The following is a 13,970-nucleotide window of genomic DNA, read 5'->3' as shown; positions in this document are numbered from 1 at the left end:
AGAGAGATCGACCATGGACGAGCTGACTTCCGTCGACGAGCTGCCCGTACTCGTCATCGGCGCCGGGCCGGTGGGCCTCGCCGCCGCCGCCCACCTGCACGAGCGCGGACTGCCCTTCACCGTCGTGGAGGCCGGCGAGCAGGCGGGCGCGTCCGTCGGCCAGTGGGGCCACATCCGGCTGTTCTCCCCCTGGCGCTACAACGTCGACGCCGCCGCCCGCCGCCTGCTGGACGCCGCCGGCTGGCCCGCCCCGGACGACGAGCAGCTTCCCACGGGCGCCGAGCTGGTCGAGGGCTACCTTCGACCGCTCGCGGAGCTGCCCGCCCTGGCCCCGCGTGTGCGCTACGGCGCGCGGGTCACCGCGCTGGGCCGCGTCGGCGTCGACCGGGTCCGCACCGCCGGCCGCGAGCAGGCGCCGTTCGTCGCCCGGCTCGCCGGTGGCGAGGAGATCCTCGCGCGCGCCGTCATCGACGCCTCCGGCACCTGGCGGACGCCGAACGTGTTGGGCGCGAACGGCCTGCCCGCCCACGGCGAGGACCAGGCCGCCGCCTTCGTCGACCACGCCCTGCCCGACGTCCTGGGCACCGACCGCGACGCCTACGCCGGCCGGCACACCGTCGTGGTGGGTGCCGGCCACTCCGCCGCCAACACGCTGCTCGCCCTCGCCCAACTCGTCGAGCAGGCACCGGGCACCCGGGTCACCTGGGTGGTGCGCGGTAGCGCGATCGACCGGGCCCTGGGCGGCGGTGAGGCCGACGCCCTGCCGGCCCGCGGCGCCCTCGGGATGGGTCTCAAGCTGCTCGTCGACACCGGGCAGGTCACCCTGCTCACGGGATTCGCCGTCACCGCCGTACGGCCCGGGGCCGGCACCGTGGAGCTGGTCGCCGGTGACGGCCGCACCGTGACCGCCGATCGCGTCGTCTCGGCCACCGGCTTCCGCCCCGACCACACCATCGCCAGCGAACTACGCCTCGACCTGGACCCGGTGCTCGGCTGCACGCGTGCCCTGGCGCCGCTGATCGACCCGAACGAGCACTCCTGCGGAACGGTCCGACCACACGGGATCGACGAGCTGACCCAGCCGGAGCCCGGCTACTACGCGGTCGGCATGAAGAGCTACGGGCGCGCCCCGACGTTCCTCATGGCCACCGGCTACGAGCAGGTCCGCTCGATCGTTGCCGCCCTGGCCGGCGACTGGAGCGCCGCCCGCGACGTCCGGCTCGACCTTCCCGAAACCGGGGTGTGCAGCGCGACCCTCGGCGCCAGGTCCCTGTTCGACGAGGCCGCCGCCCGCTTCGGTCTGCCCGCCGAGGTGCCCGCCCAGCTCATCTCCTCCGCGCTGCGACACCTCCCCGCCGCGGGATCAGTCGCCGACGCGACCCGCGCCGCGGCGGAGGAGCTCGGCATCGATCCGGGCGTCGCTCTCCAACTGGCCGCACTTGCCGGCGACCAGTTCGACGCCCCGCCGGCCACCGCCGACGGCTCACGTTTCCGGCTGGTCACCCTGCCCACCGCCGGCGGCAACTGCTGCGGCTGAGACCAACACCCCGGGGGCACTCGCACCGACCCGGAGCAGCGCCGGGGAGAGGACCCGCGGCGCGATCGCCGGGGTCCGCCGTGACCGCATCGCACAGGCGAGTGCTCGGCGAGCGGCCAAGCACCGGAACGTCCTGGCTGGCAGCGGCGTTTCCGCAGGTGAGGGCTGGTTTTGTGGGCGCGGCAGGTTTCGAACCTGCGACCCCTCGCTTGTAAGGCGAGTGCTCTCCCACTGAGCTACGCGCCCGGAACGCCCGTGCGGCGGGCCGGTGGCTGGCAAGCTTACCTGCTGGCCGCCGGCCCGGTGGCACGGCATGCCCGGTGGGGATCAGTCGGCCAGCTCGGCGAGCGCCTTTCGCCAGGCCAGCTGGTCGCGGGCCTCCCCCGGCAGGTTCATCTCGGCGTACCGGACGACACCGCCCTTGTCGATCACGAACGTGCCGCGGTTCGCGACACCGGCGGCCTCGTTGAAGACGCCGTACGCCTGGGCGACCGCGCCGTGCGGCCAGAAGTCGGCGAGCATCGGGAACCGGTAGCCCTCGCGGTCGGCCCACACCTTGTGGCTGTAGACCGAGTCGACGCTGACCGTGAGCACCTGGACGCGGTCGTTGGCGTACTCGTCGAGGTTGTCCCGGATGTCGCTCAGCTCGCCCTGGCAGACGCCGGTGAAGGCGAGCGGGTAGAACACCAGCAGCACGTTCCGCCTGCCCCGGAAGTCCGAGAGGCGGACCTCCTGGTTGTTCTGGTCCTTCAGCACGAAGTCCGGCGCCTGCGCGCCAACCTCGATGGGCATGCGGAAACTCCTCGAAGGGGGTCGGGACGGCGCTACCGTGCCCGCCCGGCGGTGGCGTCCGCTGGGCGAGCGGACGGCTGCCGCCCACGACGGGTGCGGCGGCCGGCCTACTTCTTGCTCTTGGCCCCGCGGCGCAGGACGAGGCGGGCCGCACTCCAGTCCCGGCCGGCGTTGACCGTCGAGGTCTGCTGGAGCCCGGCGGTCGGGGCCGACTCGGCGATCTCGCTGGGCTCCACGTGCCCCTCACGCCCCGCCTTGGGCGTCAGCAGCCACACGACTCCGTTGTCGGCCAGCGGGCCGAGGGCGTCGACGAGGAGTTCGAAGAGGTCACCGTCGCCGTCGCGGTACCAGACCAGCACCGCGTCGACCACCTCGTCGGTGTCCTCGTCGACCAGCTCCCCACAGCGGTCAGTCAGGGCGTCGCGGAGGTCGTGGTCGACGTCGTCGTCGTACCCCATCTCCATGACGACCATCCCCGGTTCGATCCCGAACCGGTCCGCCAGGCTGCGTACCCCGTCGGCGGCCTGACCTGCGGTCGCGCTCACTGTCGCGTGCCTCCTCATCTCGTCCCTGCTCGCGGCGCCTGCTCGACGCCGTCAGGCAAAGTCCACACAGTTGTGGCCCCCCGCGCAAGTGGCGCACCGGGTGGAACGGAATTTACCGTGCCAGGAGCGTACGGGCACCCTGGGTAATGGCATCCTCCGAGACCAGAACCTGACGCGCGGCCGGACCTAATGGTACAAACGAGTCAACTCCGGCAACCCGCCGCGCCGCACCGACATATCCGGCATCGACCAGTGCGGCGATCACGCCCTCGCCCACCCCGCCGGACCGGCGGGTCTCGTCCACCACCAGCACCCGGCCGGTCGCCGACGCCTCCCGGATGATGTCCGCCACGGGCAGGGGCGCGAGCCAGCGCAGGTCCACCACGCGGGTGCCGACGCCCTCGTCGGCGAGCGCGGCCGCCGCCCGCAGCGACAGGCGTACGCCGTTACCAAAGGTGATGATCGTGAGGTCCTCGGCCGAGCCCACCCCGTAGACCCGGGCGCGACCGATCGGCACGTGGGCGCTCGCCCACGCCCCCGGCTCGGCGTAGGGGGCCGACCACTCGCCGTCGCCGTCGGCGTACAGGTCGCGGGTGTGGTAGAGCGCGATCGGCTCCAGGAACACGCAGACGCTGCCGTCCACGGCGGCGCTGGCCAGGCAGGTCCGCAGCATCGGCGCGGCGTCGTCCGGCCGCGCCGGCACCGCGATGACCAGGCCGGGAACGTCCCGGAGCACGGCCACCGAGTTGTCGTTGTGGAAGTGCCCGCCGAAGCCCTCCTGGTACGCGAGGCCGGCGATGCGCACCACCATGGGGTTTCGGTACGCCCCCTGCGAGAAGAACCGCATCGTGGCCGCCTCGCCGCGCACCTGGTCCTCGGCGTTGTGCAGGTACGCCAGGTACTGGATCTCCGGCACCGGGAGCATCCCGGCCAGCCCGGCTCCCAGCCCGAGCCCGAGCACCGACGTCTCGTCGAGCAGCGTGTCGAAGACCCGGGCCGGCCCGAACCGGTCCCGCAGCCCCTTCGTCACCCCGTACACGCCGCCCTTGGCGGCCACGTCCTCGCCGAACACCGCCATCTCGGGGTGGTCGAGCATCCCGTCGGTGAGCGCCGCGTTGATGCTCTGCGCCAGGGTGAGCGGGCCGGCCAGCTCCGGCGGCTTGCCGCCGAACGCCTCGGCCCGCGCCGCGGCACCGGGACCGGCCGCGCGGGCGCCCGCCTCGGCCACCGCCCGGGCGACGCGTACCGGCCGGCGGGGCGCCAGCGGCGCGACCACCTCGGCCGCGTCGGCGAGCTTCGGCTCCCCGATGACCTCCTCGGCCACCTGGCGCACCCGCCAGCCGATGTCGTCGTACCGGGCCACCAGCTCCTCACCGCTCGCCACGCCCGCCTCGACCAGCAGCCGGGCGGTGGCGGCCACCGGATCCCGCTCCAGGTCCGCGCCGATCTCGGCGGGGCTGCGGTACGCCGTCTCGGCGTCCGCGCCCGCGTGCCCCATCAGCCGGACCGTACGCAGGTGCAGCACCGCCGGGCGGCGGTGCCGGCGCACCCACTCGGCCGCCTCGCCGGCCGCCGCGTACGCCTGCGCCGGGTCGCTGCCGTCGGCGGCGAAGTAGCGGATCCCCGGCCTGGACCGCAGGGCCGTCTCCACCCAGCCCTGCGGCGAGCGGACGCTGATGCCGAGGCCGTTGTCCTCGCAGACGAACAGCACCGGGATGCGCAGGCCCGTGTGGTCGTACCAGCCGGCCGTGTTGAGCGCGGCGGTGGCGCTCGCGTGGTTGATCGAGGCGTCGCCGAACGAGCAGACCACGATCGAGTCCGGCGGCCAGGGGGCGGCCGGCAGGTCACCCTCGCCGAGCCGCACCCCACCCCCGGCCCGGCGGGTCTCCAGCCGGCGCCGCCCCTCGATGGCGAGCCCCATGCCGACGGCCCGGGGCAGGTGCGAGGCGATGGTGGAGGTGGTCGGCACGACGGCCAGGTCGGGGTGGCCGAAGACCTTGTGCCGCCCCCCGGCGATCGGCTCGCGGGACGATGCGACCACGCCGCGCAGGACGTCCCGGGCGGCCTCGGCGTACGGCCAGGGGCGCTGGACCGCCACGGCCACGTCGTCGGAGGCGCCGGCGGCTGCGGCATCGGAGGCGCCGGCGGCGACCGGGCCGGCGTCGGACGGGCCCGGCCCGTCGGGGGTCGCCTGGACCGGGGCGTCCTCGCCCGGGGTGGCCGGGGCGGCGTCGCGGTCCGGGACGGCCACCCCCTCGGCACCATCACCGTCCGGCCCGTCGGCACCATCGGCGGCCGGCCCCTCGGCACCGTCACCGGCCGGGGCGACGGCCCGATCGGCTCCTTCCGCCTGGATGGCCGGTCCGGCGGCGCCATGGCCAACCGGTCCCTCGACAGGCTCGGCGACCGGTCCGGCGGCGCGCTCGGCGACCGGTCCCCCCGCCTCGCCGGCCGGTGCGACGCCGCCACCGGGAACGAACCCGGCCGCCTGCGCCGAGCGGACGCAGTAGAACGCGCCGGAGCGGTAGTGCAGCAGGGCCGGATCGGTGGGTCGCAGGACGGCGGCCACCAGGGCGTTGCTCTCGTGGCCGGCGGAGCCGATGGTGTAGAAGCCCTCGCCGAAGCTGCGCAGCCACCGCGCCGCGAGGTCCAGCTGCCGGCTGGTGACCTGCGCGTCGAAGAGGTCGAGGGCCTGCGCGCCGGTCAGCGCCGCGCCGTCGGTGACCGGGCCGGCCGGGTCACGGCGTCGCCGCGGCGCGCCCAGGGCAGCGAGGGTCTCCCGGAACCGGTCGTCGAGATCGTGCGGGGTGGTCACGTCCGACAGCATTACCGACGCACGCCCGCAACGCCCACCCGGACACACACCGCCCGGGCGGTGCCCCTACGCCCCGCAGTCCTGCGGGTGGCCGCCGTCGGAGACCTTCCACACCAGCTCGCGCAGCACGGCCAGCTCGCCGGTCGTGAGCCGGTCGAGCAGCCGGGAGTCGGACATCACCTCGTGGACCCGCTGCCGCATCCGGCGTCCGGCCTCGGTGACCACCAGGGTCTTCTGCCGGCGGTCGGTGGGGTCGACCCGGCGCTGCACCAGGCCGGCCTGCTCCAGCTTGTCGACGAGCGCCGTCACGTTGGACCGGTCGCACCGCAACTGCTCCGCGAGGTCGCGGGCCGGCAGCGGCCGGTCCGGGTCGAGCTCGTGCAGCGCGCGGGCGACGGCCGGGGTGAGGCCCAGATCGGCGATCTCGACGTCCTGCTCGTGACGGATGGCGGAGGCGACGTGCACGAGCCGGCGTATGGCGTCACCCGCCAGCCCCGGGCGGTCGCCCGGCGGGGGTTCGACGGCCGGTGGGGCGTACGGGCTCATGCGTCGAGTCTACGTGCGGAAAGAGTGAGTTGATCACCTTCCCGGACGGACCGCCCGCGACGACCGGCCCGGACGATCGGGCGGCCTCGGCACCGACGGTCGGCCAGCCGGTGGGATCCCGGCCGGCGGGGACGCCCGGCGGGAGGCCGCGGCGGCGCCGGCGCCGGCGAGGAGCACGAGGACGGTCGCGGCGGGCGCCACCGCCAGCGGGAGGCTCAGGTGGAGCCCGCCGAGGCCCGCCACACCGAGCACGGAGGCCAGCAGCGTGCCGGTGGAGACCAGCGCGGAGAGGGCGGCCGCGGAGGCCGCCGGCACCGTGGCGGCCAGGCGCGTGACCAGCGGGCTGAACGACGCCGCGTGCGCCGCCCCGCCCACCAGCAGCAGCGCGCCGCCGGGCAGGGCGGGCCAGCGGTGCGACCAGAGCAACGCGGTCGCCGCGACCACCGCCGCGAGCACCGGGGGGCCGGCGAGCGGCAGCGCGTCCCGCAGCCGCACCGGCAGGCGCGGCACGACCAGGCCGCAGAGGGCGAACCCGACCGCGTACGGCAGGAAGGCCAGCCCGGCGGCCAGCGCGCTGAACCCGAGGCCGTCCTGGAGCCGCAGCGTGAGGGTGAACAGGAAGCCGGCGTAGCACCCCATCACGACGCAGGCCGTCAGCAGCCCGGTGGGCACCCCCGGGCGGGCGAGCACCGTCACGTCGAGCAGGGGTGCGCCGCCCCGCCGGGCCAGCCGCCCCTCGTACCGCAGGAAGAGGGCGAGCCCGGCGGCGCCCGCGGCGGCCGGCGCCACCCGCCACCCGAGCGGCCAGGCCAGGTCGCGGCCGAGCACCAGCGGCAGCACGAGGGCCAGCATCGCCGCCGACAGCAACACCACGCCGGCCAGGTCGAGCCGCTCCCGCTCCCGGGCGGCCGGCGCGCCGCCGCCCAGCACCCGCCGGCCGACCGGCAGCAGCACCAGCCCGACCGGCACGTTGACGAGGAACGCCGTACGCCACGTGAGCCCGGCGAGGTCGAGGGTCACGAGCAGGCCGCCGGCCACCTGCCCGGCGGCCACGCCGAGGGCCAGCACCATGGCGTACGCGCCGAGCGCGCGGGCCCGGGCCGCGCCGGTGAGCCGCGACTGGATGAGGGAGAGCACCTGCGGCACCATGAGCGCGCCGGCCGCGCCCTGCGCGATCCGGGCCAGCACCAGGGCGTACGGGCCGGGGGCGAGGCCGCACGCCAGCGACGCGGCCGTGAATCCGGCGAGGCCGACGAGGAAGACCCGCCCGTAGCCGTGGCGGGCGCCCAGCCGCGCGCCGGTCACCACGAGCACGGCGAAGGAGAGCGTGTAGGCGGCGAGCACGAGCTGGGCCAGCGCTGGAGGCCCGGCCAGGTCGGCCCGGACGGCCGGGGCGGCCACCGCCGCGATCGACGTGTCCATGGAGGCCATCGCCTGGCCGGCCAGTACGACGGCGAGCAGCGCCGCCCGCCGGTTCGGTTCGCTCATGGCCGCCACCCTGCCGCCGCGCCGCCGCTCCGGTCTTGACGATCCTTGCGGCCGGCCCGGCGGCGCGTCGCCGCCTACGCTGGCGGTCATGCGGACGGCCGTCATCCTCGCCCGCCACCCGGACTTCCGGGTCCAGGCGGTCAGCTGCCGCGACGACCACACCGGCTGGTCGGCACCCGAGCCGAGCCGGACGTACGAGATGGTGCTCCCCCGGCGCGGCGGCTTCCGCCGGCTCGGTCGCGGTGGCGCGGAGTTCGTCGACCCGACGCTCGGCTACCTGGCGGTGCCCGGTGAGGAGCAGCGGTTCGCCCACCCCGCCGGCGGTGACGAGTGCACCTCCGTACACCTGTCGGCCCGGCTGTGGCGGGACCTGTTCGCGCAGCGGCCGGCGCCGGCCGTCGTGCACCTGGACGCCCGGATCGACCTGGCGCACCGGCTGCTGCTGGCCGCGGCCGCCCGCCCCGACCCGGACTTCGCCGCCGCCGAGCGGCTGGTCCGCCTGGTCGGGGTGGCCGCCGCCCCGGCGCCGGGCGCGCCGGATCGCGATCGCCGGCTGGTCGAGGCGGCCCGCGCGGCGCTGCACGACGGCGGCCCGGAGGCGGGCGGCCTGCTACCGCTGGCCCGCGCGCTGGGCGTGTCGCCGTACCGGTTGAGCCGGTCGTTCCAGGCCCTGCTCGGGGTGCCGCTGACCCGCTACCGCAACCGGCTGCGCGTGGGCCGGGCGCTGGACCTGCTGGCGGCGGGAGCGGGCCCGGCCGCCGTGGCGGCGGAGCTGGGTTTCGCCGACCAGGCGCACCTGACCCGGACGGTCCGCGCCCACGTCGGGCACACCCCGGGCGAACTGCGCCGCCTGCTGCGGCCCGCCTGACGGCCCCGGCGTCCTTGTCGGACAGAAGTCGACGGCAGGGAGCCCGTCGGCCACCTTCCGGTCACCCGTGGTCGCGACGCTTCCCCGGTCGGCACAACCGGACTCTGGGGAGGATTTCGTGTCACTGTCCCGACGGACCATCCTGCTGACCGGCGCGGCGGCGGGCGCCGCCGGCGCCCTCACCACCCTGCCCGGCGTGGCCGCCGCGACCACCACCGGCCGCCGGCTGGCCTACCCGTTCACCCTCGGGGTGGCCTCCGGCGACCCCGACCACGACGGGTTCGTGCTCTGGACCCGGCTGGCCCCGCAACCGCTGGCCGAGGACGGCCTCGGCGGGATGCCCACCCGGCCCGTCGCCGTGGAGTGGGAACTGGCCGCCGACGAGCGGTTCCGGCACGTCGTACGGCGCGGGGTGGCGGTGGCCCGGCCGGAGTCGGCGCACAGCGTCCACGTCGAGCTGGACGGGCTGCTGCCCGGCCGGGAGTACTTCTACCGGTTCCGGGCCGAGCGGCACGTCTCGCCGGTCGGTCGCACCCGCACCGCCCCGGCGCCGTGGACGATGCCGGCCGCGCTCGCCATGGGCTTCGTGTCCTGCTCGCAGTACGAGCACGGCTACTTCACCGCGTACCGGCGGCTCGCCGAGACCGAGCCGGAGCTGATCCTGCACCTCGGCGACTACCAGTACGAGTACGTCAAGGGCGCGTACGTCGCGCCGGGCGGCAACCCGCGCGACCACGAGGGCCCGGAGACCCGGACGCTGGCGAACTACCGGCAGCGGCACGCCCAGTACAAGACCGACGCCGACCTCCAGGCCGCCCACGCGGTCGCGCCGTGGGTGGTGGTGTTCGACGACCACGAGGTCGAGAACAACTGGGCCGGTGAGACGCCGGAGGCGCCGGACCCGGACTTCCCGGCCCGGCGGGCCGCGGCGTTCCAGGCGTACTACGAGAACATGCCGCTGCGCCGCACCTCCATCCCGCGCGGCGTCGACATGCAGCTCTACCGGCGGGTGCGGTGGGGCCGGCTGGCCACGTTCCACATGCTCGACACCCGGCAGTACCGCGACGACCAGGCCTGCGGCGACGGCTACAAGGACTGCGCGGCGGCGTACGACCCGAACCGGTCGATTACCGGCGCCGCGCAGGAGGCCTGGCTGCTGGACGGCTTCCGCCGCTCCGACGCCCGCTGGGACATCCTCGGGCAGCAGGTCTTCTTCGCGCAGCGGGACAACAACTCCGGCCCGCTCACCGTGACGAGCATGGACGCCTGGGACGGCTACGTCGCCTCCCGCGACCGGATCACCCGCGGCTGGCTGGCCGCCGGGGTCCGCAACCCGGTGGTGCTCACCGGTGACGTGCACGCCCACTGGGCCAGCGACCTCAAGCTGGACTACGCCGACCCGACGTCCCGGACCGTCGGCACCGAGCTGGTGTGCTCCTCGATCACCTCGGGCGGGGACGGCGCGGACTCGCCGTCCGGGTCGCACCCGTGGCTGGCGTTCAACCCGCACCTGCGGTTCCAGAACAACCTGCGCGGCTACGTGCGCACGACCATCACGCCGAAGCAGCTGGCGGCCGACTTCGACGTGCTGCCGTACGTGAGCCGGCCGGGCGCGCCGGCGCACACGCGGGCCACGTTCGTGATCGAGGACCGGGTGCCCGGCCTGCACCTGACCGCCGACAACCCGCTGCCCTCGGCCGCCCGGACCACCGCACCGCAGGTCGCGGCTGACGAGGGCCGCCGCACGGTGGAACAGGAGACCGTGCGTCCCTGACGCGGGACACCGCTCGCCCACGACGACGTGGCCGGCCGGCCCGGGCCGGCCACGTCGCGGGACGGGTCTCAGCCGGCGAGGAAGGAGAAGCGGACCTGGCGGGTGGGGTTGTCGCCGTTGGTGTCGACCAGGCAGAGCGACTGCCAGGTGCCGAGGGCGAGCCGGCCGTCGAGCACCGGCAGCGTGGCGTACGGCGGGAGGAGGGCGGGCAGCACGTGGTCCCGGCCGTGCCCGCGCGACCCGTGCCGGTGCCGCCAGCGGTCGTCGGCGGGCAGCAGCGCGTCCAGCGCGGTGAGCAGGTCGTCGTCGGAGCCGGAGCCGGTCTCGATGATCGCCAGGCCGGCGGTGGCGTGGGGCACGAAGACGTGCAGCAGCCCGTCCCCCTGGCCGGACACGAAGCTCTGCGCCTCGGCCGTGATGTCGCGCACGGCGGGACGGGAGCCGGTCTGGACGGTGATCACGTCACTACGCATACGGCGCATTCTGCCGCAGCGGCCCGCCGCGCCCGGCGCTACCGTCGTCCGGGGGCGGTCGTCGCACAAAGTTACCGGCGGGTACCTGTGTTGAGCGTCGCGTCCGGGGCACCTAGGCGTGACGCCGGGTGCCACCAGGGGGCAGGATGGCGCTAGAGACCTATCCCACACACAACCGAGGGACCGCCTGTGGCTACGGAACGCAAGCGCCCGGTGATCACCGCCGGCCTGCCGAGCCAGCTTCCGGACATCGACCCAGAAGAGACCAGCGAATGGGTCGAGTCGCTCGACGGGGTCATCGACGAGCGCGGAACCAAGCGCGCCCGCTACGTCATGCTGCGCCTGCTGGAGCGGGCCCGGGAGCGCCAGGTCGGGGTGCCGTCCCTGACCACCACCGACTACATCAACACCATCCCGCCGGAGCGCGAGCCGTGGTTCCCGGGTGACGAGCACGTGGAGCGGCGGATCCGGGCCTACATCCGGTGGAACGCCGCCATGCTCGTGCACCGGGCGCAGCGCCCCGAGATCGGCGTCGGCGGGCACATCTCCACGTTCGCCAGCTCGGCGTCGCTCTACGAGGTGGGTTTCAACCACTTCTTCCGTGGCAAGAACCACCCCGGTGGCGGGGACCACATCTTCTACCAGGGCCACGCGTCCCCCGGCATGTACGCCCGCGCGTTCCTCGAGGGGCGGCTCACCGAGGACCAGCTCGACGGGTTCCGGCAGGAGCTGTCGCACCCCGGTGGCGGGCTGCCGTCGTACCCGCACCCGCGCCTCATGCCGGACTTCTGGGAGTTCCCGACCGTCTCCATGGGGCTCGGTGGCCTGAACGCGATCTACCAGGCCCGGTTCAACCGCTACCTGCACCACCGCGGCATCAAGGACACGTCCGACCAGCACGTCTGGGCGTTCCTCGGCGACGGTGAGATGGACGAGCCGGAGACCCTCGGCGCGATCGGCGTGGCCGCCCGCGAGGAGCTGGACAACCTCACCTTCGTGATCAACTGCAACCTCCAGCGGTTGGACGGCCCGGTCCGCGGCAACGGCAAGGTGATCCAGGAGCTGGAGGCGTTCTTCCGGGGCGCCGGCTGGAACGTCATCAAGGTGGTCTGGGGCCGCGAGTGGGATCCGCTGCTCGCCGCGGACACCGACGGCGCGCTGGTGAACCTCATGAACACCACGCCCGACGGCGACTACCAGACCTACAAGGCGGAGTCCGGCGCGTACGTCCGGGAGCACTTCTTCGGCCGCGACCCGCGGACCCGCAAGATGGTCGAGCACCTCAGCGACGACGAGATCTGGAACCTCAAGCGGGGCGGCCACGACTACCGGAAGCTCTACGCGGCCTACAAGGCGGCGCTGGAGCACACCGGCCAGCCGACCGTGATCCTCGCCAAGACGATCAAGGGCTGGACGCTCGGGTCGCACTTCGAGGCCCGCAACGCCACCCACCAGATGAAGAAGCTGACGCTGGAGGACCTGAAGACCTTCCGCGACCGGCTCTTCCTCGACATCCCGGACTCGGCGCTGGAGGAGAACCCGTACCTGCCGCCGTACTACCACCCGGGCGAGAAGTCCGACGAGATCCAGTACCTCAAGGAGCGGCGGGCGCAGCTCGGCGGCTACCTGCCGACGCGGCGCACGAGCGCCAAGAAGCTGACCATCCCCGGCCCGGAGCGCTTCGCCGACGTCAAGCGCGGCTCGGGCAAGCAGAAGGTCGCCACGACCATGGCCTTCGTCCGTCTGCTCAAGGACCTGATGAAGGACAAGGAGTTCGGCAAGCGCTGGGTGCCGATCATCCCGGACGAGGCCCGCACCTTCGGCATGGACTCGCTCTTCCCGACGGCGAAGATCTACTCGCCGCACGGCCAGCGGTACACGTCGGTGGACCGGGAGCTGTTCCTGTCGTACAAGGAGGCGACCGTCGGTCAGATCCTCCACGAGGGCATCAACGAGGCCGGCTCGGTCGCCTCGTTCACCGCGGCGGGTTCGTCGTACGCCACGCACGACGAGCCGATGATCCCGATGTACATCTTCTACTCGATGTTCGGGTTCCAGCGCACCGCCGACGGGCTCTGGGCGGCCGCCGACCAGATGGCCCGGGGCTTCCTGCTCGGCGCCACGGCCGGGCGGACCACGCTCAACGGTGAGGGTCTTCAGCACGAGGACGGCCACTCGCACCTGATCGCCGCCACGAACCCGGCGGTGGTCGCGTACGACCCGGCGTTCGCGTTCGAGATCGCGCACATCGTCGAGGACGGCCTGCACCGGATGTACGGCGAGGGCCAGGAGAACGTCTTCTACTACCTGACGGTCTACAACGAGCCGATCGTGCAGCCCGCCGAGCCGGCCGGGGTGGACGTGGAGGGCCTGCTCAAGGGCATCTACCGCTACGCGCCGGCGCCGTCGGTAAGCGGGGACGCGCCCAGGGCCAACCTGCTGGCCTCCGGCACCGGGATGCAGTGGGCGCTGCGGGCGCAGCAGCTCCTCGCCCAGGACTGGGGGGTCGCCGCCGACGTCTGGTCGGTGACCTCGTGGACCGAGCTGCGCCGCGACGCGGTGCAGTGCGAGGAGTACAACCTGCTCAACCCGGGCACCGAGCAGCGGGTGCCGTACGTGACGCGGAAGCTCGCCGACGCCGACGGGCCGAAGATCGCGGTCAGCGACTTCATGCGCGCGGTACCGGACCTGATCTCCCGCTGGGTACCGGGGGACTTCACCTCGCTCGGCACCGACGGGTTCGGCCTGTCGGACACCCGGCACGCGCTGCGCCGGCACTTCCACGTCGACGCCGAGTCGGTGGTGGTGGCCACGCTGCGGCAGCTCGCGCTCCGCGGCGCGGTGCCGGCCAACGTGCCGGCCGAGGCGGCCAAGAAGTACGCGATCGACGACGTCAACGCGGCCCCGGTCGGCGAGACCGGCGGCGACAGCTGACCCGTTCGGCGTGAGAGGGGCCCGGCGCCGGTGGCGCCGGGCCCCTTCGTCGTCTCGCGGGGTCACCCGGGTCCCGGGGGCGCGCTCACGCGACGGTCAGCGTGGACGCGGCGCGCGCGGACGCGCGCCGGCGACCTGTGCCGGAGTCGACGATGGTCCGGCGTCCCTGGCGGGGACGCCGGACCATCACCATCGCGG

Annotated in this window: 9 protein-coding genes, 1 tRNA gene and 1 pseudogene; 4 read left to right on the top strand and 7 right to left on the bottom strand. The window is 74.4% G+C overall.

What is annotated here, in order from left to right:
- Positions 1 to 13: 13 nt before the first annotated feature.
- Complete coding sequence (locus OG994_RS01155; protein ID WP_328851930.1) at positions 14 to 1,537, top strand: FAD-dependent oxidoreductase; 1,524 nt, start codon at positions 14 to 16, stop codon at positions 1,535 to 1,537.
- A 174-nt stretch (positions 1,538 to 1,711) separates the two neighbouring features.
- On the opposite strand, the gene OG994_RS01150 is transcribed toward OG994_RS01155, so the two are convergent.
- The 6 genes and pseudogenes from OG994_RS01150 to OG994_RS01125 form a co-directional block, all read right to left on the bottom strand.
- Positions 1,712 to 1,783 (bottom strand) — tRNA-Val (locus OG994_RS01150).
- 81 nt (positions 1,784 to 1,864) lie between these two features.
- Positions 1,865 to 2,329, bottom strand: a complete 465-nt coding sequence (locus tag OG994_RS01145; RefSeq protein ID WP_120330373.1) for a peroxiredoxin — start codon at positions 2,327 to 2,329, stop codon at positions 1,865 to 1,867.
- Positions 2,330 to 2,436: 107 nt separating this feature from the next.
- Positions 2,437 to 2,874 (bottom strand): DUF3052 domain-containing protein, encoded by a 438-nt coding sequence (locus tag OG994_RS01140; protein ID WP_328851929.1) that lies wholly within the window; start codon positions 2,872 to 2,874, stop codon positions 2,437 to 2,439.
- Positions 2,875 to 2,986: 112 nt separating this feature from the next.
- Positions 2,987 to 5,437, bottom strand: a pseudogene (locus OG994_RS01135) (thiamine pyrophosphate-dependent enzyme); the annotation flags it as partial.
- 318 nt (positions 5,438 to 5,755) lie between these two features.
- Positions 5,756 to 6,235, bottom strand: a complete 480-nt coding sequence (locus OG994_RS01130) for a MarR family winged helix-turn-helix transcriptional regulator (RefSeq protein WP_328851928.1) — start codon at positions 6,233 to 6,235, stop codon at positions 5,756 to 5,758.
- Positions 6,236 to 6,268: 33 nt separating this feature from the next.
- Positions 6,269 to 7,723 carry an MFS transporter gene (locus OG994_RS01125; protein ID WP_328851927.1) on the bottom strand — a complete coding sequence of 485 codons (1,455 nt, stop codon included), beginning with the start codon at positions 7,721 to 7,723 and terminating at the stop codon, positions 6,269 to 6,271.
- Positions 7,724 to 7,811: 88 nt separating this feature from the next.
- On the opposite strand from OG994_RS01125, the gene OG994_RS01120 reads away from it, so the two are divergent.
- Together OG994_RS01120 and OG994_RS01115 are read left to right on the top strand one after the other, a co-directional pair.
- Positions 7,812 to 8,591 carry an AraC family transcriptional regulator gene (locus tag OG994_RS01120; RefSeq protein ID WP_120330422.1) on the top strand — a complete coding sequence of 260 codons (780 nt, stop codon included), beginning with the start codon at positions 7,812 to 7,814 and terminating at the stop codon, positions 8,589 to 8,591.
- A 118-nt stretch (positions 8,592 to 8,709) separates the two neighbouring features.
- A complete protein-coding gene (locus tag OG994_RS01115; protein ID WP_328851926.1) occupies positions 8,710 to 10,365 on the top strand; it encodes an alkaline phosphatase D family protein in 1,656 nt (551 codons plus the stop codon).
- A gap of 68 nt (positions 10,366 to 10,433) precedes the next feature.
- On the opposite strand, the gene OG994_RS01110 is transcribed toward OG994_RS01115, so the two are convergent.
- The gene (locus OG994_RS01110; protein WP_192902225.1) at positions 10,434 to 10,838 is read right to left on the bottom strand and encodes a YjbQ family protein; all 405 of its coding nucleotides are present in this window, start codon (positions 10,836 to 10,838) and stop codon (positions 10,434 to 10,436) included.
- Between the two features lie 189 nt (positions 10,839 to 11,027).
- Between OG994_RS01110 and aceE the strand changes: the two genes are divergently transcribed.
- Positions 11,028 to 13,772 carry a pyruvate dehydrogenase (acetyl-transferring), homodimeric type gene (gene aceE, locus OG994_RS01105; protein ID WP_328851925.1) on the top strand — a complete coding sequence of 915 codons (2,745 nt, stop codon included), beginning with the start codon at positions 11,028 to 11,030 and terminating at the stop codon, positions 13,770 to 13,772.
- Positions 13,773 to 13,970 lie beyond the last annotated feature (198 nt).

It is taken from the genome of Micromonospora globbae, from assembly GCF_036184225.1.
Classification (GTDB): Bacteria; Actinomycetota; Actinomycetes; order Mycobacteriales; family Micromonosporaceae; genus Micromonospora; species Micromonospora globbae.
This window is presented reverse-complemented; position numbering and strand designations above follow the sequence as displayed.

What these genes read in the sequence shown, in the direction of transcription:
- OG994_RS01110 (WP_192902225.1), bottom strand. Translation starts at nt 10,838, where the DNA reads ATGCGTAGTGACGTGATCACCGTCCAGACCGGCTCCCGTCCCGCCGTG.
- OG994_RS01145 (WP_120330373.1), bottom strand. Translation starts at nt 2,329, where the DNA reads ATGCCCATCGAGGTTGGCGCGCAGGCGCCGGACTTCGTGCTGAAGGAC.
- OG994_RS01130 (WP_328851928.1), bottom strand. Translation starts at nt 6,235, where the DNA reads ATGAGCCCGTACGCCCCACCGGCCGTCGAACCCCCGCCGGGCGACCGC.
- OG994_RS01155 (WP_328851930.1), top strand. Translation starts at nt 14, where the DNA reads ATGGACGAGCTGACTTCCGTCGACGAGCTGCCCGTACTCGTCATCGGC.
- OG994_RS01125 (WP_328851927.1), bottom strand. Translation starts at nt 7,723, where the DNA reads ATGAGCGAACCGAACCGGCGGGCGGCGCTGCTCGCCGTCGTACTGGCC.
- OG994_RS01120 (WP_120330422.1), top strand. Translation starts at nt 7,812, where the DNA reads ATGCGGACGGCCGTCATCCTCGCCCGCCACCCGGACTTCCGGGTCCAG.